Origin of the sequence: Bacillus sp. AFS073361 (assembly GCF_002567005.1) — a bacterium.
In the GTDB taxonomy this organism is placed as follows: Bacteria; Bacillota; Bacilli; order Bacillales; family Cytobacillaceae; genus Neobacillus.
Map to the genome: position 1 here is coordinate 37,552 of NZ_NUZU01000033.1, position 20,267 is coordinate 57,818.

Annotated in this window: 17 protein-coding genes and 1 pseudogene; 7 read left to right on the forward strand and 11 right to left on the reverse strand. The window is 36.6% G+C overall.

Annotated features, from left to right (window positions below):
* Window positions 1-129: 129 nt before the first annotated feature.
* From COJ96_RS16820 to COJ96_RS29270, 4 genes are all read right to left on the reverse strand, one after another.
* Complete coding sequence (locus COJ96_RS16820) at window positions 130-924, reverse strand: ABC transporter ATP-binding protein (RefSeq protein WP_098574970.1); 795 nt, start codon at window positions 922-924, stop codon at window positions 130-132.
* Window positions 908-1,930 carry an ABC transporter permease gene (locus COJ96_RS16825; protein ID WP_098574971.1) on the reverse strand — a complete coding sequence of 341 codons (1,023 nt, stop codon included), beginning with the start codon at window positions 1,928-1,930 and terminating at the stop codon, window positions 908-910. Before COJ96_RS16825 ends, COJ96_RS16820 begins: the two co-directional genes overlap by 17 nt.
* A gap of 108 nt (window positions 1,931-2,038) precedes the next feature.
* Window positions 2,039-3,037, reverse strand: coding sequence for an ABC transporter substrate-binding protein (locus tag COJ96_RS16830; protein WP_098574972.1), 999 nt, complete (start codon window positions 3,035-3,037; stop codon window positions 2,039-2,041).
* 244 nt (window positions 3,038-3,281) lie between these two features.
* Window positions 3,282-3,410: a hypothetical protein gene (locus COJ96_RS29270; protein ID WP_257148541.1), complete on the reverse strand. Its 129-nt coding sequence runs from the start codon at window positions 3,408-3,410 to the stop codon at window positions 3,282-3,284.
* A 250-nt stretch (window positions 3,411-3,660) separates the two neighbouring features.
* On the opposite strand from COJ96_RS29270, the gene COJ96_RS16835 reads away from it, so the two are divergent.
* Window positions 3,661-4,197 (forward strand): cupredoxin domain-containing protein, encoded by a 537-nt coding sequence (locus COJ96_RS16835; protein ID WP_098574973.1) that lies wholly within the window; start codon window positions 3,661-3,663, stop codon window positions 4,195-4,197.
* A gap of 52 nt (window positions 4,198-4,249) precedes the next feature.
* Window positions 4,250-5,665: pseudogene (locus COJ96_RS16840) on the forward strand (cbb3-type cytochrome c oxidase subunit I).
* A 65-nt stretch (window positions 5,666-5,730) separates the two neighbouring features.
* Here the strand turns inward: COJ96_RS16840 and COJ96_RS16845 are convergent.
* A complete protein-coding gene (locus tag COJ96_RS16845; protein ID WP_098574974.1) occupies window positions 5,731-6,891 on the reverse strand; it encodes a cation:proton antiporter in 1,161 nt (386 codons plus the stop codon).
* Between the two features lie 198 nt (window positions 6,892-7,089).
* Window positions 7,090-10,497, reverse strand: coding sequence for a hypothetical protein (locus COJ96_RS16850; protein ID WP_098574975.1), 3,408 nt, complete (start codon window positions 10,495-10,497; stop codon window positions 7,090-7,092).
* 195 nt (window positions 10,498-10,692) lie between these two features.
* Between COJ96_RS16850 and COJ96_RS16855 the strand changes: the two genes are divergently transcribed.
* Window positions 10,693-11,169, forward strand: coding sequence for a hypothetical protein (locus COJ96_RS16855; RefSeq protein ID WP_098574976.1), 477 nt, complete (start codon window positions 10,693-10,695; stop codon window positions 11,167-11,169).
* A gap of 39 nt (window positions 11,170-11,208) precedes the next feature.
* On the opposite strand, the gene COJ96_RS16860 is transcribed toward COJ96_RS16855, so the two are convergent.
* From COJ96_RS16860 to ltaS, 4 genes are all read right to left on the reverse strand, one after another.
* On the reverse strand, window positions 11,209-11,721 hold the full coding sequence (locus COJ96_RS16860) for an HD domain-containing protein (RefSeq protein ID WP_098574977.1): 513 nt from the start codon (window positions 11,719-11,721) through the stop codon (window positions 11,209-11,211).
* 260 nt (window positions 11,722-11,981) lie between these two features.
* Window positions 11,982-12,134, reverse strand: a complete 153-nt coding sequence (locus COJ96_RS30120) for a sunset domain-containing protein (protein WP_483861182.1) — start codon at window positions 12,132-12,134, stop codon at window positions 11,982-11,984.
* 153 nt (window positions 12,135-12,287) lie between these two features.
* Window positions 12,288-12,875 (reverse strand): thermonuclease family protein, encoded by a 588-nt coding sequence (locus COJ96_RS16865; protein WP_306460597.1) that lies wholly within the window; start codon window positions 12,873-12,875, stop codon window positions 12,288-12,290.
* 85 nt (window positions 12,876-12,960) lie between these two features.
* Window positions 12,961-14,910, reverse strand: a complete 1,950-nt coding sequence (ltaS, locus tag COJ96_RS16870) for a lipoteichoic acid synthase (RefSeq protein WP_098574978.1) — start codon at window positions 14,908-14,910, stop codon at window positions 12,961-12,963.
* Window positions 14,911-15,356: 446 nt separating this feature from the next.
* Here ltaS and COJ96_RS16875 point away from each other — a divergent pair, with 446 nt between their 5' ends.
* Together COJ96_RS16875 and COJ96_RS16880 are read left to right on the forward strand one after the other, a co-directional pair.
* Window positions 15,357-15,536, forward strand: a complete 180-nt coding sequence (locus tag COJ96_RS16875) for a hypothetical protein (RefSeq protein WP_098574979.1) — start codon at window positions 15,357-15,359, stop codon at window positions 15,534-15,536.
* An 84-nt stretch (window positions 15,537-15,620) separates the two neighbouring features.
* Window positions 15,621-15,800: an H-type small acid-soluble spore protein gene (locus COJ96_RS16880; RefSeq protein WP_098574980.1), complete on the forward strand. Its 180-nt coding sequence runs from the start codon at window positions 15,621-15,623 to the stop codon at window positions 15,798-15,800.
* 75 nt (window positions 15,801-15,875) lie between these two features.
* Here COJ96_RS16880 and COJ96_RS16885 read toward each other — a convergent pair whose 3' ends face one another.
* Window positions 15,876-17,027: an acyl-CoA dehydrogenase family protein gene (locus tag COJ96_RS16885; protein ID WP_098574981.1), complete on the reverse strand. Its 1,152-nt coding sequence runs from the start codon at window positions 17,025-17,027 to the stop codon at window positions 15,876-15,878.
* 181 nt (window positions 17,028-17,208) lie between these two features.
* Between COJ96_RS16885 and COJ96_RS16890 the strand changes: the two genes are divergently transcribed.
* Both COJ96_RS16890 and COJ96_RS16895 read left to right on the forward strand, forming a co-directional pair.
* Window positions 17,209-18,705, forward strand: a complete 1,497-nt coding sequence (locus COJ96_RS16890; RefSeq protein WP_098574982.1) for a nitrate/nitrite transporter — start codon at window positions 17,209-17,211, stop codon at window positions 18,703-18,705.
* A 220-nt stretch (window positions 18,706-18,925) separates the two neighbouring features.
* The gene (locus COJ96_RS16895) at window positions 18,926-20,227 is read left to right on the forward strand and encodes a NarK family nitrate/nitrite MFS transporter (protein ID WP_098574983.1); all 1,302 of its coding nucleotides are present in this window, start codon (window positions 18,926-18,928) and stop codon (window positions 20,225-20,227) included.
* Window positions 20,228-20,267: the final 40 nt, after the last annotated feature.

A 20,267-nucleotide genomic window follows, 5' to 3' on the forward strand; every position in this document is an offset into this window, starting at 1 on the left:
ATCAGGATAATTTTTGCGTTATTTCCCGAAAATGCAAAAAGAAACTTACCCGTTTCGGGAAGTTTCTAATTTAATCATAGTGGAAATATTGTTCACTAGTAGAATAGACATTCAAAAAATTTTTTTCGATTAGGAAAGAATCGCCCGATCGCTTGCCATATGTTCACCACGGATCCGTTTAAACTCTGTTAATAAACTTTCAATTGTCAGCTGTTTCTTATTTTCCTCACTGACTTCTAAAATAATCTGCCCCTTGTCCATCATAATTAAACGATTTCCTAAATCAATCGCTTGCTGCATATTATGTGTCACCATTAAGGTAGTCAGTTTGTATTTGTCGACGATTTCTCTCGTCAAATTTGTAATTAATTCCGCTCTTGACGGATCAAGTGCCGCTGTGTGTTCATCAAGAAGGAGGATGGATGGTTCTGTGAAAGTTGCCATTAATAAGGATAATGCTTGGCGTTCTCCACCTGATAATAGCCCCACCTTGGCACTAAGCCGGTTTTCGAGTCCTAAATGCAATGATTCCAATACCTCACGAAAATAATCACGGCGCTTTTTAGTTACCCCTTGGCGAAGGGTTCTCATTTTGTTACGTGAATACGCCATCGCAAGATTTTCCTCAATTGTCATACTTGGAGCCGTTCCTGCCATTGGGTCCTGAAAGACACGGCCAATCATTTTTGAACGTTTGTACTCTGACATATTGGTAACATTTTTCCCGTTTATTTGAACCTCACCGACATCTGGGATCAATACACCGGAAATGATATTCATTAGTGTAGATTTCCCCGCACCGTTACTTCCAATAACAGTGACAAAATCCCCAGGCTGAAGGTTCAGATTCACATGATCGATGGCGATTTTTTCATCCGGAGTCCCTTCATTAAAAATCTTATGAATTTCATTTAAGTGTAGCATGATTGTCCCCCTTCGCTGAAGCATTCGCCTGGATGATATTCCTTCGCTCTGATCTACGTCGGGCTTTACGCTTCTTCTCCTTAGAACCTTCAATGATTTTCGGAGCAGTAAGTGCAATAATAACAATAAGTGCAGTAATCAGCTTCATATCACCTGGGTCTAAGAAATCTACACGCAAGGCTAACGTTACAACGATTCGATAAATAATGGAACCGCCAATCACAGCAAGTGTTGTCCGAGCGATTGTTTTTGTACCAAAAAGGGCTTCACCAATAATAACGGAAGCTAGGCCAATCACAATCATCCCGATTCCCATACCTACGTCTGCAAATCCACCTTGTTGGGCAATCAGAGCACCTGAAAATGCTACTAATGCATTAGATAAACCTAAGCCAAACACAACAAGAAGATTGGTATTAGCAGAAAGGCTGCGAATCATACGTTTATTATCTCCAGTTGCTCTAACAGCAAGACCAATTTCCGTCCTTAGGAACAAATCCGTCAGGAATTTAATCACAAATGTAACGATAATCATAAAAAGAAGAATTCCCCATGTTTCCGGCAGGCTGTCACCGAGACCGACCATGGAAAGAATATTATTGAAGAATGAATCAATTCCTGTCTTTTCAAAAAATCCACTGATTTTCGTAAAAGCTGTATCTGTATTTAATAAAGGGATATTGGAACGTCCCATAATTCTCAGATTTATTGAATAAAGTGCAATCATCATTAAAATACCGGAAAGCAAGTTGTTAATCTTTCCAAATGTGTGCAGAAGTCCTGTCAAACATCCTGCTGCAAAACCTGCAAATAATGCCATAATTGTGGCTAAAAATGGATCGGTACCATTCGCAATCATTACCGCTGAAATTGCTGCCCCAGTGACAAAACTCCCATCAACCGTTAAATCCGGAAAATCCAGAATACGAAAGGAAAGATATACGCCCAGTGCCATAATCGCGTAGATGATACCTGCTTCAAATGATCCAAATATGGCTGTAAACATTGAGATCATCCTTTCTTTAATCATTAAGCATCCGTCTTAGATGCAAAATTTTATGTAGTGACAAAGAGGCAGCCTTCTAAATGAAGGCTCCTCATTGAAAAATATTATTTATTTACCTTCGTAGAACTCACCTAAACTACTCCAAGCATCATTGACTTTTAAACCTTGAGCTTCAGCAGCCTTCTTGTTAATTACAAGCTTTAAGCTGTTAGGAAGTTCAACAGGAATTTCAGATGCTTTCTTTTTGCCGCTTAAAATGTCAGCTGCCATAATACCAGATTGATAGCCAAGATCGTAATAACTAAATCCACTCGCAGCAACCGCGCCTTTTTTCATAGAATCTAGTTCACCAACGAACAACGGGATTTTCTTACTATTTGCAACGGCAATAACTGAGTCAAGTGCAGTAACAACAGTATTATCAGTAGGAATGTAGATGGCATCAACGCGTCCAACTAATGATTCTGAGGCTTGCTTCACTTCTGCTGTAGTAGAAACAGATACTTTTACTAGCTTAGCACCCTTCTCTTTAACAATCTTTTCAACTTCTTCCACCTGAACAACTGAATTTTGTTCCCCTGAGTTATAGATGACCCCAACATTTTTCGCTTTCACTTCGTCTGTAATAAAGCTGATTGTCTTTTTCGTTGCTTCTGGATGGTTATCTGTTGTTCCAGTAATGTTTTTGCCTGGTTTATCAAAAGCCTCTACCAATCCAGCACCCACTGGGTCTGTTACTGAAGTGAAGATAATCGGAATATCTTTGGTAGCATTCAATGCAGCCGTTGCACTAGGCGTAGCATTAGCAAAGATTAAATCTACTTTGTCTCCGACAAAATTATTCGCAATTGTTTGCGTGTTGTTCATGTCTGCTTGAGCGTTTTGTTCATCAAAGCTAACTTTAATTCCTTTATCTTTTAGAGCCTTTTTAAAACCCTCTGTCGCTGCATCTAAAGATGGGTGTGGTGCAAATTGGGTAATACCTACTTTGAATTCCTTATCTGCTCCCCCTTTTTCAGTTCCGCCTGCGGATTCTTTACTTCCACACCCTGCAAGCAGCATCATTCCTGCTAAAGCAATTGAAAATACTTTTCCTTTTTTCTTCACTAGCTAAATCCCCCTCAAATACTAAAATATTAATTTTCAAAAAATTGAATATATTAAAAATTATTCTAGTATCTTTTTGAAGGAAAATCAATAGATATCGCAAAAATATTTTTTCGCTTTAAAGCAACATAAATGGAATTCTATTCTTTCCTATTATTATTAACCGATTTCTTTCTGCAAAAAATAAAATGCCTCCATGTTAAATGAAGGCATTTTAAAAATTATCTTATGAAAAATATTATTTTTACCAATCTCGGGTATTTTCAAGTAAAAGGTCGATTTCAACTTTTTTAACAATATTATTATTTTTCTCAGATGTTAGATTTGACGTTGCTTCTAGTAATTTGTCTATGTCGATTAGTTCAGTACCCATTTCTAACCTCCTGAATGTTAGTTTGTTATTATTTGATAAATCATTCGACAACATCAATGAAAATAATGGGGTACCTTTTCAATTAATCTCAAAAAAAATAAAAAAGGGCTAATACTTATGATAGATACCCTAGTGAAAGTATGATATTTTTCACTAATTTCTCATAAAAAGGTGTTTACAATGGAAAATGAAATGAAACAAGCGGTTGGGGGACTGCTTGTTTGATTATTTTTTTATGGGAGGGTTTACTATGTACCAATCTATTGCGTGGTACGCTACATTATTTTTCGTATTCCTTATCGCACTAGCATTTTCGTTTGTGTACGGGGAATCGAGAAAACTAAAAGAGTATGGATCTATTCAGGAAAAAGGCTATAAAATTCGTAAATTTTATTTTCTTGGATTACTAGCCATTATGGGATTTGCTTCTGCAATTTCACTAAGCAAACTACCTTACCACGACCAGCACGTACAGGCAAAAGAAAATGGCAAGGTTGTTGAGGTTAGTGGGATACAGTTTGCCTGGGAATTAAGTAATGAAAACTTTACTGTGGGGGAGCCTGTCCAGTTTCGTGTTACAAGTAAAGATGTCACCCATGGGTTTGGGCTGTATGATGAAAAACTGCATTTGATCGCACAAACTCAAGCGATGCCCGACTATACAAATATTGTCTCTATTACATTTAAAAAACCGGGAACGTATAAAATTATGTGTTTAGAATATTGCAGCACTGGCCATCATGTCATGATTAAAGACATTGTTGTCAAGCCAAAGGGAGGTAATTAATATGGAAAGTAAAGCTCGGAAACAGATTAAAAAAGGCGTTGCATTTTCATTGATGGTTACCTCTGTGGTTCTGGTTTTCATGATGGTTTTCGGAGTGATGATGTTATTAAATCAAGGAAATGTCGTAAAAATTTCTGCTCAATTGTTTTATAAAGTAATGACCATTCACGGAACAGGAATGATCGGTATCGCCGCACTGGGCGGTAGCGCCATCATGTGGTATTATTTATCGAAATATATTCATTTGAATCCAAAGGTTTTCTTTACCAACCTCATCTTATCTTTGATTGGTGTGGTTATGATACTTGCCGCTATTTTTGTTTTTAATTTTTCTGATGGTTGGACATTCCTTTATCCCCTTCCATCTGCCTCAGCAAAACTAAATGGATCAGCAGGTGCACTATTCTTTTTATTTGGGCTGTTACTGTTAGGCATTGGCTATTTGGTCATGTATTTTTATTTAGCAGCAAGGCTGATCAAATAATATGGCGGTCTAGGTAAATCACTAGGCTGGGATTATATTTTCAGGGGCAAAAAGGGATATGGACCACCTGCTGCTGTTGTTGCCACAACGATGGTCATTATCGCTAACTCCACTGGAATCTTAGCAGGTGCTACAGCCATAGTTGAATCAATTGTTAATATAATTAATCCAAAGTTCACCTTCGATCCAATGCTCGCAAAACATTTAACCTATGCATTTGGCCATATTTTTGCTAATTGCACCATTTATATGGCAGTTATCGCCGTCTATGAAGTGCTCTCTGAATATACTGGACGTCCCTGGAAATCCAATAAAGCCTTCCTAATTGCATGGAATTTTTCCACTCTGTTTACTTTAATGATTTATACACACCATTTGTTAATGGATTTTGCAGTCCCAAGATGGATGTTAATTATCGGTCAAATATTTTCTTATGCAAATGGTTTACCAGTCATGGTTGTCACTGCATATGGAGCATTGATGATTGTGTTCCGCTCGGCTGTTAAATGGGACTTTGCTTCAAGTATGATGTTTCTAGCAATGTTCGGCTGGGTCGCTGGTGCAGTACCTGCAATTATTGATGCTACAATCGTAGTGAACCATGTGATGCACAATACAAAATGGGTGCCAGGCCATTTCCACACGTACATGGGAATGGGTGTTATTGCGATGATCTTCGGTTTTATGTATTATTTCACAAAAACGGAAGGAACACAAAAGCAAAAGGGAATCGATAATTTGGCTATCTCTACCTATTTTTTCTTCTTTACGGGTTTAGCAGGCTCCTTCCTTTATGCTGGAAAAATAAGTACTCCGCGTCGCTGGGCTGAACACTTACCAGAGTGGACAGGAGCGGATCAAGTTGGAGCACTGTGCGGGGGCTTAATTATCATCGCTGCAGTCATTTTTACCATAAGATTTATTATTGGTTTAAGAACTTTAGGTAAGAACTCTGAGACTAATTCATTAAAGTCGGTATCATAAGTAAAAATCCAGCCAAAGCAATCTTGGCTGGATTTTATTAGTCTATTAATAAGTTTCTATTTATATCATGCGGTGTTTTTCATGGTTGTTCGTTTACTACTTTGGTTGAAAAAGAACTTCATCATTGGTGGTGTAACAATGGTTGTCACTAGTACAACAACTACTAATACAGCAAAAAGTTCCTCTGTGATTAATTTAGTTTCTAAACCTATTGTGGCAATAATTAACGCAACCTCACCACGTGAAACCATGGCTGCACCAATTCCTAGGGAGTTCTTCCAAGAAAAGCGTGCCATTTTTGCACCTGCTGCTGCACCAATTAATTTGGTTAAAATCGCAAGGATACTAAGGCCCAACATAAGCCCTAAATGTTGAGAGATTCCATCAAAACTTACTGACAAACCAATCGAAGTGAAAAATACTGGAACGAAAATAGAATAACTAATGGTCTCCACTTTCTTAAATATTTTATGTTTATTATCTGTCTGACCAATCGCAACCCCAGCGATATAGGCACCAATTATGCCCGCAACACCTGTTAATTCCGCAGCAAAAGAAAACAGGAAACATATAATTAATGCACCTGTGACAAGTGATTCTGTAACCTTTAGTGGAGCAAATTTCTTTAAAAGCCATGGTACAATCTTCCAAGCTACTAAAATAGCAACCGTGAAAAAGAGGACCTTTTTCATAATCATCATATTTAAATTCACTTCGTCTCCAGCCATACTCATGAGGAAGGCTAAAGCAATGATTACAAGGACATCATCAATGACTGCTGCACCTAAAATTGTTGTTCCTTCTTTAGATTGAATCTTATTTAACTCTTTCAGTGCTTGAACGGAAATACTTACACTAGTTGCGGAAAGTAATAATCCTAAAAATAATGCTTCGATGGTTGTCATATTAAGCATAATTCCTGACAGATAACCTGCCAATAAAGGAACAATGATTCCGCTGATCCCTACAAAGGTTGATGCCTTCCAAGTCCGTCTAAATTCATGGATATCAGTCTCCAGCCCGGCGATAAACATTAACAAGATCACACCAATTTGGCTTAGGTCTGCAATGGTTTTCGTTTCTGAAATTAGCCCCAAGACCGCAGGTCCGATAATAACCCCAATTAATAACTTTCCTAAAACTGAAGGCTGGCCTAATTTAACACTAATATCACCAGCAATCTTTGAGGCAAATAAAATAATCGCTAATTCTAAAATTAATTCCATCCAATCCTCCTCCTTAAAAAAATAATAGGGTCCGTGTTTTAACAGACCCTTTTTAAATACAAAAAAGCCCGTCAACCACGGGACATAGTAATCCCTTGGTGACAGGCTCCTCCAGATACAACAGTTATTTTATTAAACTCATTATAACATTTTTTATATTATCAATCAATTAAAATTGAATTGAACGTTAGATCCCTTTTAATCCCATTTTTTCATTGTACCAATTACTTTCTCCTTAAGAACCATAATAAAAGTGGTTTCTCCTTTATTCGCTTTTTGTTTATTCCATTCATTAAAGCTGGCAACCGTAATTAAGATTAGGCCGGCAATTAATAAATAGAACCACCACGGCATATTCCCCCAGTACGGTCTTGTTTGCAGGAATACGTTTAATAATAAAACGCCAACTCCTACAAAGAAATATGATTTAATTTGTAAGAACATTCCTGCCATCAACGACAACAAGGAAAGTGTTCCGACAATGATTGCATCATAAATTGTGTTGCTCGCCAAACCATCTTGAATTAATAATAATGAAACGACGAGCAGGACCCCCCATTGGACAGCTTTTGTTATTTCCGCATATCGCCCCTTTAAACAACGTCGAATGAAAATTATCAATATTATAAAGGGAAGAACAATTACTTCCCGCTCCCATAATGCTGGAATATTAAGTTTAGCTATGATTGAATAATATGGTTGTAATAAATAGGCTCCTCCAAGTATGGTCATTAGGACCGATAACCTTTCAGGCACTCTTTTTCTTTGCAGAAAAAAAGAAATGGCGATCAACACACCCGGTATTGGACGACTCCAGATAAATGGATCCTCGAACATATACATAAGACTAAAAAACATGAATGAAACTAGTGTAAAACCATCTAATTTTATTTGCTGAATTTTTTGTCCATATTCAACTAGCTGTTTGTAAACCAATTGGCCTATTATCGAAAGGACAATTCCTGCCACTCCAGTGACTAGCTGTCTAGCAATATCACCTATGTCCCCCATATAAATAAATTCTACTGTAGCAATAAATACTAAAAATAACGGAACAATTCCTAAAACATCCCAGTGGATTTTATGCAAATAAACCACTGTTCCTAAAGCATAGGCAAGCGTAACAAGATATGGAAGCAAATCAAAGGGATAAGTAATCAACGTTAACACAATTCCAATTATTGAAAAAGGGACTAAATAGTAAGCAGTCCGTTTTTTATATTCATCGTTTGTGAAGAAAACAAACAAGAGAAGTAGCGCACTAGTAAACACAAACTCATAGTTTCCAAAAGATTGATTAATTAGTAGCTCTTGGCTAGATGAAACTATAAAGAATACGGAAGTAAAACTCCCATAAAGAAAGGCTTTAATTTTCCATTCGACAGTCATCAACTTTGTGCTCATTGCATAGACAAACAACGCCAAGATAAAGCTGTAAATAGCGTCTGTCTGAAATGCGAACCATGTGAATAATAGCGTCAGTGGATAAATGCTGTGTCCTACCCAACCAAACGCAAATGATAGGTTCAAATCATTTTTCCGTAAGAGATAGGCGATCACCAGCATGATCACTGCACTAGTAGAAGTAATTAAAGAATGTATGGTATGACTTAAAGTAAAGGATAGCATAATCGCCTGGATGATTGAAAAATAGGAAATCAGTGCCGTAATACTTACTAAAAAAGGAACCCACTTCGTACCATGCTTTTTATACAAATAATAATACATTCCAATTCCAACTAACAAAATAAGCGGTTGAACCCAAACATGGTTTATGTGATTAAACAATGCTTGGAGGATGGCCACAGTATAAAGTGCATGGGATGTATACAAAGAGATTTTATCCAACCTCTTTTCCCCTACAGCTCTCCACACAAAACTAGATAATAAAACAAGGATGGCTGCGATAGCAAAATTAACTCCATACCCAAATTCTCTAAGATAAAAAGAAAAATTACTATTAATTTCTTCTCCAAAAGCAGAGATGGATAGACCAAGTAAACTAGGAGTAATCCATACAGCAGCTTCCTTTAGGAAAATCCTTGCTTCTCTCTTATAAACTAAATAGGAAGCAACCATAAGTAGGCATAAGAGAACACCTAATTCCCACCATAATAACAACGAAATAGCCATCATTATAGCAAGTACCATGACCGATAACCCAACATCTCTGGAGGCAGTCTGAATGTTCTTTACGTGCATTGAAAGTTGCGCAATACCTAATATACTAAATAGGATAAACCCTGTAATAGATAATTGTAGAGCTAAATTTATTGCATCAAAAGGCTGGCTTAGTAATGCAATAATTTCATAAATGCTGGAGGCTGCAAAAACAGCGCTTAAATACGGAAATAACCTTCTTGAACCGTGCTGGGACAAATAAACAAAGTTAGCTGCAATGATAAAATAAGCGAGCATAAGAACTAACGACGGATTCCCTGCACGCAGGAGAATTCCTTCGAGACTAATATAAATAAATGCCATTCCGGATATTATTGCACTTGTATATTGAAATGCTTTATTTAATGAAAACTGGTTATTCAAAGCCCTTGGAACAAAGACCATTCCAAATCCGACCAGAGCATAAATGATCGCCCCAAAAGAATCCAGGAAACTGTGCTCAATTAACTGATAAGCACCGTAAACAATCATGATACTAAAAATGAAATGATATTCCTTTCTGCCGCTCACATACATCATTGATAAATATATAATCGCTGTTAATAGCAAATTGAAGCTGTATAAAACCTTGTTATCATAGAGAAAAAGCATAAATAGTGTACACAAAACGAGATTCACTTGGACATACGGGATAAATTCCTTCGTGAAAAGTTTGATTGATTCCCTATTCTTTAACTTATGATAAATAAAAATGAAGATGGCATTGAAAATCATCATACCCAGGTAGAAGAAATCAATTTTCAGATGGAAGCTAGCTAAAAGAAAGGCCATCCCTAGAGATACCGAAACAAAGGCGAACCAAACAAATAATCTTGATGCTAAGCTTTTTGCAAAAAAATAGTAAACAATAACTGGCAGCCAGCTGCCCAGCATTCCGAGTAAATAACGCCCTTCCCCATAAATTGATAAATAGGATCCCAATAGACCAAACCATCCCAAAGAGAGAATAAATATTGGTAAAAACAAACTACCTAAGACACTAAAGGCAAAAGCAGTTTTTTCTATTTTTAATATTTTTTTCGTTAGAAAGGCAATTCCATAAAATAAGATAGCAACAATTGCAATGGACCCACTTTTCATGAAATTTGTCATAGATTCCCAATTACTTGTAGCAACAAACAATCCTCCAATAAGTAAGAAGATTACTCCAATGTTTAATAACCACGTAATATTTCTTTCACGAATCTCTTCTGGTGTTCGTGTCTTCATCACTTTCGCAGGTTTTTTTGGCACTTGCGAATGGACTTGTAAGTTTTTTTCATTTATAGGAGGCTTTGTCTCCATTTCAATTAAATCTAAATGATATTGGTGATGTGCTCTTGAAACTATGTCGACTATTTCATTGGGAAGGTATCCCTCCTTTTTTAATGTGTATAACTCTTTTCTAAAAATTTTCCGATGCTCTTCTCGTATATTCAAATCCATAAAATCTCCCCACAATCATACAAAAATGTAAATTATACCATTTTTCTTCATGGTGTAATTTTACACCATTTATGAATATTTTCCAATACATATTCAAAAAAACGTATTCATACGCGTCCTTTCGTAAAAAATTTTACCTTTGGGTAAAATATCTGTATGATGTAAGAGGATTTACTTAAATAGACGGAGGAAACTATGCTTACATATAATGAAAAATTAGCGATTATCGAATCATTTCCTGAATTGGAACGAAAAAATGTTTCACTAGGACGAGTCAATTTTCAGTTCGAAGGCAGTGTCTCAGATAAAAAAAACATTGTTTATCACTTACACCCAAACGGGAATGGATTTATTTATGCTGGACAGTTGGACAATTATGATTCGGATGAAAAAGGAATGGTCAATATCCGTGATTACTCCGAAGACCAACTCCGTAAATTGTTAAAACAATCGATTCAATCCCTATCTCCAGTAGAAAAAACAGCTGCAGAAGAAGCGATTATTGGTGATTCAAACGAAGAGCGTTGGGTAGATAGTGAAAACAGTGTTCTAATTCTAGTGGAAGAAAATGAATCCTGGAATATCTATTACGGGTTAAACCTGGATGCAACCTTTGATACCTATGAGGAAGCTGAGATGTTTTTAAAAGAGGAAGGTTTTTCAAGGCAGTAAATGAATGAAACATGGCGGTGCAAGTGCACCGCCATTACTTTATATACATTCTTTGTCGATCCATTCGTCTAAGCGGATAATGCTTTGTCTGGCTCGTTCATATTCAATCGTCCGATAATGATGCATTCCGCCCTCTTCTTCATCCTTTTCATCGGCCCATTTAACAATTTGCTGTAATGGCGTTCGAACAATATCGTTGGATGGCAAAAATGAGTCGGTATGAAACAAAATAGCAAGTGCGATTGTCTTGGCTTTGATTGGATTCTCACCTAGGCGAATCAATAGCTTATGAGCCCTTTCCGCCCCTTTGATTGGGTGAATATCATTTTGTTTGTATAAGTCATAATCCCATTTTCCATTTTTATACCATGTATAATGACCCATGTCATGGAGGAGTCCTGCTTTTGCAGCAATGTCTACATCCAGTTGATGTTCCTTCCCAAGTTGAAAAGCATGGTAGGCAACCGCAATCGCATGGGCAAGACCTGAACGATTCAAATATTTTTGGGCAATATGATGTTCAAATATATTCAATAAGGTAACGTCTCTCATGCGATCTCTCTCCTAACTTTTTTAAAATAATATATTTTATTTATTATATGCTAACAATTGGTGCATGGCTATTTTTTTATTATTAGGCTGTGTTAAACTAGTCTGTTGATTTCCGTTCCAGGCACTTCGCTTTCCGCGGGCGTGCCGGGGAGCCTCCTCNNATCAACAGAGTTCCAAAATCTACATTATTCTTTAACACAGCCTATTATTAAAAAGTAGCAAGCATGTAAATGCCTGCTGCTGCCTATAACCAAATTATTTTAACGCTTGGACTTCCGATAGCCTTGATCCTGTGCTTCTTTTTCTGAACAGAACCAGACGATATTGTCTGTGGTGGATTCGTAAAAACTACCACCAGGTACATGATAAATATGGGAATTAGCATTCCCTTTAATTTTCCCTTTACAATCCAAGTTAGTTTCTTGATCATCATTTGGGTTATTTTCACAACTTTTTCCAGATGATGTGCTTGGATTTGACTTTTTTTCATCAGCGCTCTTAGTATTATCAGTGTTATACCCATCCTCTTGGGCATAATTTTCAATGGACCAAATGCCTATACCCTTTTATTGTGCTTTCTTTTGGATCGCATAAAATTCATCAACATATTGAGTATTGGGTGCATAGATATAGGCTACTCGTGCAAGTCCTTCCTCAAGCAGCATTTCATTAAACATTTTTCCATTTACATAAAAATAAGCAAGTAACCGGCCATATTTATCCCGTCCCTCACCAATTCCAGGTTCTATTTCGACTTTTGTACCGACAGCGAGAATCTTCTTAGTATACTCAGACGCTTCCGGTCCAAATGGTTGAACACCTAATCGGAGGTGGTGTGTCTCTGGTGTATCCACACAGAGCATTCTGACCTTTTCGACGGTCCCATTAAGATTAATCTCAACGGTATCCCCATCGACATTCTTTACAATGGTAGCAGGAAGCAATTTTTTATGAGCAGTTTTCTGCTCTGGGACTTCTAATTGAGAAGGTGAAGAATCACTCGTTTCATTCGTATTCACTTCTTTATTCTTGATAGTAGAAGTCGGTCCTGTGTCATTCTTATCCTTTAAGGTTTCGCTATCATTACATCCAGTAAGAATAATAGCGATAATGACGAGTAATGAAATGATTAATTGGTAATTTCTCTTGTACATTGCAAGTTCCCCTTAATTTTATTTCCTATAATGTTTGCAGCAAAAGAAAAAGAGAGAAGTATCGCTTCTTCTCCCTTTAACAGTGTTATTCACCTGATGTCTCAGTGTCACCTTTTGGACCTAAATATTCATAATCGTTAGGGTTAATTGGTGTGTAACCTTCTGGCTTATAGAAACGTAGTAAGTCTTTGTAAACAATCTCATCAGACATATTAAGTTCCATATTGACTTTGCTATCTACATCCTTACATGTAGTATTATCCTCTAATAATTCACCCGTTACAGAAGAATAGCATTTCTCATTAATCTGGATGGCATTTGAAGTTACAAAATCACCATTTCTAAATAATGCCCAATTACGGTGTTGTTTAGAAAGTAAATCTGAACCAAATTCCATATAATCTTTCGTATCTATACCTAATAAATGAAGAACGGTTGGACGAACGTCGACTTCCCCGCCAACTTGGTGTTGTATACCGCCTTTCACACCAGGTACATGAATAAATAATGGAACACGCTGTAATTTTGCATTAATTGCAGGAGTGATTTCGTCTACACCCATAACCTTTGCCATTGCATCGTTATGGTTTTCAGAAATGCCGTAATGGTCACCATACATAACAATAATGGTATTATCATACAAACCGTTTGCTTTTAAATCATTAAAGAATTGCTCGAACGCCTGATCCATATAGTTTGCCGATTGGAAATATTGGTTTACAACCGTATCTCCATAATCACCAGCAGGAAAATTTGTATCCTCTGGATCCATTTCAAAAGGAAAATGATTGGACAATGAAATGAACTTTGTATAGAACGGCTGCTTTAAGCTTTCAAGTAATGGGATAGATTCCTTAAAGAAAGGCTTATCCTTCATTCCATAGTTTTTTGTATTTTCATCTGACATGCTATAGTACTCTGCATCAAAGAATTTATCATAGCCAAAAGCTTTATAGATCACATTTCGATTCCAGAATGTTTTATAGTTACCATGTAATACTGCAGAACTATATCCTTGTCCTTTTAAAATCGATGGCATAGCTTGATACGTGTTTTGGGCTTTGTTAACAAAAACTGCACCTTGTGCCATTGGATAAAGTGAGTTTTCCATTAAGAATTCGGCATCCGATGTTTTTCCTTGACCTGTTTGATGATAGAAATTATCAAAATAGAAGGTATTTTTATCATGTGTCAATGAATTTAAAAATGGTGTTACTTCTTGTCCGTTAGGCATTTTATAATTAATCATAAAACTTTGAAAGGATTCCATAGAAATATAAATTACATTCATACCCTTAGCTTTACCAAAATATTTTGGGTTTGGGGCAGCATAATTTGCTTTACGGTAGTTCTCCACATCTGTAATATCACTGCTATCAGCCAACGCACGCTGACTAGAGGACTTAATATTTTGGATAACATCATAGATAGTAAAGTTGTACGCCCCAAGGTATTTTACTAAATAATTTCGGTCAAAAGATCGTGACAGTAGTTGTGGACGATCCTTTTCCGCTAAACCTAAATTAAATAGAAAAGTAGTGATTGAAAATAATAGAACAATTTTATAGGTTTTTCTGTTCGATACCGTTACTTTTTTGAAGACTGTTAATGCTAATGCAATTAATATAAACATGTCTGTAAAATAAAAAATATCAAAAGGAGACATTAACGAAAGTGCACTGTCACCAAGCTGACCAGCATTCGTTTTGGTTTGCATCAACACTGGCACCGTAATGAAATCATTAAAGAAGCGATAATAGGCGATATTCGCATATAATAAGAATGATAAAAGGAAGTTAATTAAAATCATAATTAACTTTGAACGCTTCTTAAACAGCAGTGCTATACCAAAGAAGAAAAGTGCTGAACTTAAAGGATTTATCAAAAGTAGAAACTTTTGTAAATTATTTTCAATACCTAAGTTAAATTCAATTTGATATGCTGCATATGTTTTGATCCAAAATAAAACAACTGCAGCCGCAAAAAATGTAATATGACTATTTTTTAATGTTTTAGGTAGTCTAATTTTATTCATTTAAAAATTTCTCCCCTCACTTACCAATTAAGCTCCGGTAAACGAACCTCAATTACTATATCACATTTCTTCTCAAAATAAAAACAAAAATCATGTTATATCTTCCAATTCTTATCAACATAAATCTACATTATTTGCTGATACTTTAGCCATTTTTACATTGGTCATTTCTATTTCTATGTTATTTATTTGTTGGACATGACTATTTTCAGGTCCTCATTTATATAAGACGAATAAGTCTTATTTTAGTTTCAAATTTTTATTTAATACGTGATACGTTCCATTAAGTTTCCATTTCTACATATATTAAACCTGAATGAATTTGGGAGCAATATGAATTTAGCCTTATCTTTTACAAAAATGGAGCCATGTTTACTTGAATGAACTTTGTAAACATTGGAAAGTATATACACAGAGGAAAGAAGAACATTTAGAAGGAGAATCCCATGCCCAGAATAAGGCCTGACTTTACAAAGAGCCCATATTTTGTTGATGAACCAGGAAATTGGCATTTAAAGCCTGGTGCACCGAAGGAAATGCAGATAGAACTCAATCATTATCTAAATAGCCTGGAAGAGGTGGATGAGCCAGGAACGATCAATGGTGTACATATTGACTACCCTTAGAATGAAAAATTGCCCACTAAATAATAGAAGAATGCGATTGAAAACCTTTTTGAATTACCTAATAAATGACTAGGAGTGAATCACATGCATATTAACCGAGTTAAGCAGATTTTGTCTTCTTCAGCAGATATCGAAGTCAAGTATAATGGTGCATCAGTATGGATTGATCAATTAAATGAAGACGGACATACTGCCACAGTTCATTTACGCGGTCCATTGGAAGAACGATCAACTGTTGACATTGGAGAGTTAGTAGAAGAATAAATTTTTTGGTGAGTGATGTGAAATCAAATAACGATTTTTTTATACACAATAAAAAGGCAGGATAGGATTCCTGCCTTACTCCATGTTTTGGATACTATGCTTTGCTAATAATTGTAGAGTCATGTCATCCATCGGAGGATTATGAAGTCCAGCTCTTACATCCCGATAATATCTTTGCAATGGATTACTTAATGAAAGACTTTTTGCTCCCACGATACGCATGGCTAAGTCAACAATTTCAATAGCTAGATTGGTCACAGTTAATTTAGCTGCCCCTAAATGAGCGCCCATTTTTTCTCTATCCTCAGTGTTTGAAGAATCCCACTGTTTAGACGCCCCATATAAAAAGTACTCGGACTGCATGACCTTTAGTTCCATCTCACCCAGTTTTTGTTGTACATTTGGTAAATCGATGATCGGCCCTACGATACTATTAGGAGAATACTCCTTTGCAAATTGAATAGCATACTTTTGGGCGGCTTTTGCTATACCAAGATAACAAGCTGGTATATGTAAGAGCCATCCATTCACTTTTCTTCCTGTGGTACTAAACTCTTCGACAAGATTTTCAGCTTCCACAAAACAATCCTCAAGAATTAAGTCATGACTGCCTGTCCCTCTTAAAGCGATACTGTCCCATGTTTCTTCAATCATTATCCCTTTTGACGTTCGAGGGATTAGAAAATTGGCCACTTCATTTGTATCTTTAATGGTCGCACTAACGATAAAGTAATCAAGGACAGGAGACATCGTCGTAAACGTTTTTCTTCCATTTATATTCCAGCCGCTCTTACACTTTTCCGCTGTTGTTTCCGGTCTTCCACCCCGAGTAGGACTACCTGTTTTTGGTTCGCTTTGAGCACTATTTATTAATGCACCTTTATTCACCTGTTCACAAATTTCCTTAAAGACAGGCTCCTTCCATGAGTTTTTTTCATTGAGATTCATGATAATGCCCATATGCCATCCGATGGAAAGAGCAGTTGCCCCATCACCTTCGGCTATCTTTTCTTGGAGTCGAATGAGTTCGTAAAGTGCAATTTCCTGTCCGCCATATCTAGAGGGGACAGTTAATGTAGTGTATCCAGAACTTTTAAGGTCCAGAATATTTGCATAAGGAAAGGCGCCCTCAATGTCTATTTGATGTGCACGCATTTTAAACTGTTTCGAAAGGCTACTCATAAGTTCGATTCGTTCATCCAATGTTCGTTTTTCAAGAAAATTCATTATCTATCTCTCCCATTAAAAATATTTGTGTCAAATGTGTGTCATACCTCACTGAAAGTCAAATGCTCGTTGTTCTATAATACAAGAAGAAAATTCTTCCATGCCTATGAACATATTTCTTAATATATAACGTAAGATTGAGGAAATAATAAGATGGCATGGGAATTAAAGGAGGATTTTTATGAAACAAGGATCAAAACAACTTTTTATACAAACTGGAAGCCTTGTTGCTGGTTTTATGGTTTGGGTACTTATATCATCACTTATGCCTTTTATAAAAGTAGATATTCAACTTACTTCCTCACAAATTGCATGGGCAACAGCTGTCCCTGTTATCCTTGGCTCACTTCTCCGTGTGCCGATTGGCTATTGGACAAATCGCTATGGTGCTCGTCTTTTATTTACAATTAGTTTCATTATACTACTTATTCCTATTGCATTGTTAAGCTATGCAAATTCCTTGAGTACGCTTATCATTGGCGGGTTATTACTTGGGATTGGAGGTGCAGTCTTTTCTGTTGGTGTAACTTCTCTTCCAAAATATTATGAGAAATCAAAGCATGGGTTTATTAATGGAATATACGGAGCAGGTAATATTGGAACGGCCATTACTTCCTTTTCAGCACCTGTTCTTGCTACCGCATATGGTTGGAGAAATACGATAAAAATCTATCTGCTCGTTGTCCTTCTCTTTGCCCTTTTAAATTTTATATTAGGGGACAGAAAGGAACGAAAAGTAAACATTTCCTTAACTGACCAAATCAAAGAGGTGTATAAAAATCCTAAACTATGGTTTCTAAGTTTATTTTATTTTATCACGTTTGGTTCCTTCGTAGCCTTCACCATTTATTTACCATCGTTCTTAGTCAATCACTTTCAATTGGATAAAGTGGATGCAGGACTTCGAACAGCCGGTTTTATTGCCTTAGCCACAATTTTTAGACCTATTGGGGGATGGTTAGGCGATAAAATTAATCCGTTTCTTATTTTAATGGCTGTTTTCTTTAGCCTAACTTTTGCAGGATTTCTATTGTCATTTACTCCCTCGCTTCCAATTTATTCATTTGGCTGCTTATTAGTTGCTTTCTTTGCAGGGATTGGAAATGGAGCGATCTTTAAATTAGTCCCATTATATTTTTCAAAGCAAGCTGGAATTGTGAATGGTATTGTTTCAGCCATGGGGGGACTTGGTGGTTTTTTCCCTCCAGTTATTCTTACCATACTTTTTAATTGGACTGGACATTATGCAATAGGGTTCATGTCCCTCTCGGAGTTTTCTTTAGCAAGTCTGGTTATAGTAGTTTGGCTATATTACCAAGATAAGTTAGATATTTCTGCTAAGATTGTTAATCATGCTTTAGACGGTATTTGTGTAACCGATGTTCACGGAATCATTCAAAGTGTAAATCCTGCATTTACGAAAATTACCGGATATAGTCAGGCCGAAGTTGTAGGTAAAACCCCAAGTGTACTTCAATCCGGGGAACATGGGCATGAATTTTACAATCAAATGTGGGAGAGTCTAAAGACCAATGGCGTTTGGGAAGGGTACATTTGGAATAAACGTAAAAATAATGAAATTTACAGAGAATGGCTTACCATTACGGCCATTAAAGATGACGTTGGAGAAACAAAAAACTATGTAGGTATGTTTTATGAAGATAATGAAAAATCTTAGATAAGCATAACAAAAGGAGACCTTCCGTGTGTGGAAGGTCTCCTTTCGTATGTTAAGGATCAAATTATTACAACTTTTTGTCATCCGCCTTGAGTTCACAGTTCGTTCACCATTTTTGTGACGTACGTCACAAATTTCATGTTACCATCTGATTTATATTAATAACACAAACACAAATACTTTGAAAATAAAAATTAAAGCACTTTAGGGGGAATAAATAATGGCCCGAATTAATTACTGGAACCCAGAAGATGAAAAGTTCTGGAAAGCAGAAGGAAAAAAACATGCACTTCGAAATTTATGGATTTCCGTACCATCATTGATGATCGCATTTATTGTCTGGCAAATTTGGTCCGTGGTTGCTGTTAGGCTTAACGACATTGGCTTCCATTTTACTGAAGAACAACTCTTTACACTTGCAGCTGTGCCTGGTTTGGTTGGGGCAACACTTCGTTTTGTTTATACATTCGCTGTTGGCTCAATTGGTGGTAAGAACTGGACTGTGATTTCAACAGCTGTCTTAGCCATTCCTGCGATTGGAATTGGTTTTGCAGTTCAGAATCCGGAGACACCATTTTCAATCATGTTGTTACTAGCAGCTCTTTGTGGTCTTGGCGGTGGAAATTTCTCATCCTCTTCAGCGAATATTAGCTTTTTCTTTCCTAAGAAAGAAAAAGGAACAGCACTTGGTATTAATGGTGGTTTAGGTAACATGGGGGTATCTGTTGTTCAATTTGTTACACCGTTAATTGTTACTTCAGGAACTTTTGCACTAGTCGGCGGCAATCAAGTGTTAGCAAATGGTGAGAAAGTTTGGTTACAAAATGCAGCATTTATCTGGGTTATTCCAATTGTAATTTTAACAATACTAGCTATGTTTAAAATGGATAATGTTCCTGGTGCAAAACAATCCGTAGCGGATCAATTTGTCATCGTAAAACGTAAACACACTTGGATTATGACAGCTCTTTATATAGCAACATTTGGTTCATTCATTGGCTATTCAGCGGCTTTCCCGCTCCTTTTAAGATCACAATTTCCAGAGCATATTTCACTTGCCTTCCTTGGAGCCTTAGTAGCAGCGGCGGCAAGACCTGTAGGCGGCTGGTTGGCTGACAAACTCGGTGGTGCAAAGGTGACTTCATATGTTTTAGTTATCATGGGAATTGGAGCAGCGGGGGTTATTTACTTCCTAAATGGCAAACAGTTTGCTGGATTCTTAGTAGCTTTCTTAGTACTTTTCATTGCTTCTGGAATTGGTTCAGGTTCAACGTTCCAAATGATTCCTAACCTGTTTATTCCGAAAGAAGCAGCACCAGTTATTGGCTTTTCAGCAGCATTTGCAGCTTATGGATCATTCTTTATACCAAAGTTATTCGGATGGTCAGTTAACGCTACTGGCACACCAGTTACTGCTTTTTACTTCTTTATCGGTTTTTATGTTATATCCTTTGTGCTTAACTGGTATTTTTATCAAAGAAAAGCAACTGCAGCTAAAGCTCTTACACAGCAAGTCGGGTAATCCCGGCTTGTTTTTTATATAATAAAGACGCAGTTAAAAA

What these genes read in the sequence shown, in the direction of transcription:
- COJ96_RS16865 (WP_306460597.1), bottom strand. Translation starts at nt 12,875, where the DNA reads ATGTACAAGAGAAATTACCAATTAATCATTTCATTACTCGTCATTATC.
- COJ96_RS16825 (WP_098574971.1), bottom strand. Translation starts at nt 1,930, where the DNA reads ATGTTTACAGCCATATTTGGATCATTTGAAGCAGGTATCATCTACGCG.
- COJ96_RS29270 (WP_257148541.1), bottom strand. Translation starts at nt 3,410, where the DNA reads ATGGGTACTGAACTAATCGACATAGACAAATTACTAGAAGCAACGTCA.
- COJ96_RS16845 (WP_098574974.1), bottom strand. Translation starts at nt 6,891, where the DNA reads ATGGAATTAATTTTAGAATTAGCGATTATTTTATTTGCCTCAAAGATT.
- COJ96_RS16820 (WP_098574970.1), bottom strand. Translation starts at nt 924, where the DNA reads ATGCTACACTTAAATGAAATTCATAAGATTTTTAATGAAGGGACTCCG.
- COJ96_RS16885 (WP_098574981.1), bottom strand. Translation starts at nt 17,027, where the DNA reads ATGAATTTTCTTGAAAAACGAACATTGGATGAACGAATCGAACTTATG.
- COJ96_RS16850 (WP_098574975.1), bottom strand. Translation starts at nt 10,497, where the DNA reads ATGGATTTGAATATACGAGAAGAGCATCGGAAAATTTTTAGAAAAGAG.
- COJ96_RS16855 (WP_098574976.1), top strand. Translation starts at nt 10,693, where the DNA reads ATGCTTACATATAATGAAAAATTAGCGATTATCGAATCATTTCCTGAA.
- COJ96_RS16875 (WP_098574979.1), top strand. Translation starts at nt 15,357, where the DNA reads ATGCCCAGAATAAGGCCTGACTTTACAAAGAGCCCATATTTTGTTGAT.
- ltaS (WP_098574978.1), bottom strand. Translation starts at nt 14,910, where the DNA reads ATGAATAAAATTAGACTACCTAAAACATTAAAAAATAGTCATATTACA.
- COJ96_RS16895 (WP_098574983.1), top strand. Translation starts at nt 18,926, where the DNA reads ATGGCCCGAATTAATTACTGGAACCCAGAAGATGAAAAGTTCTGGAAA.
- COJ96_RS16860 (WP_098574977.1), bottom strand. Translation starts at nt 11,721, where the DNA reads ATGAGAGACGTTACCTTATTGAATATATTTGAACATCATATTGCCCAA.
- COJ96_RS16880 (WP_098574980.1), top strand. Translation starts at nt 15,621, where the DNA reads ATGCATATTAACCGAGTTAAGCAGATTTTGTCTTCTTCAGCAGATATC.
- COJ96_RS16835 (WP_098574973.1), top strand. Translation starts at nt 3,661, where the DNA reads ATGTACCAATCTATTGCGTGGTACGCTACATTATTTTTCGTATTCCTT.
- COJ96_RS16890 (WP_098574982.1), top strand. Translation starts at nt 17,209, where the DNA reads ATGAAACAAGGATCAAAACAACTTTTTATACAAACTGGAAGCCTTGTT.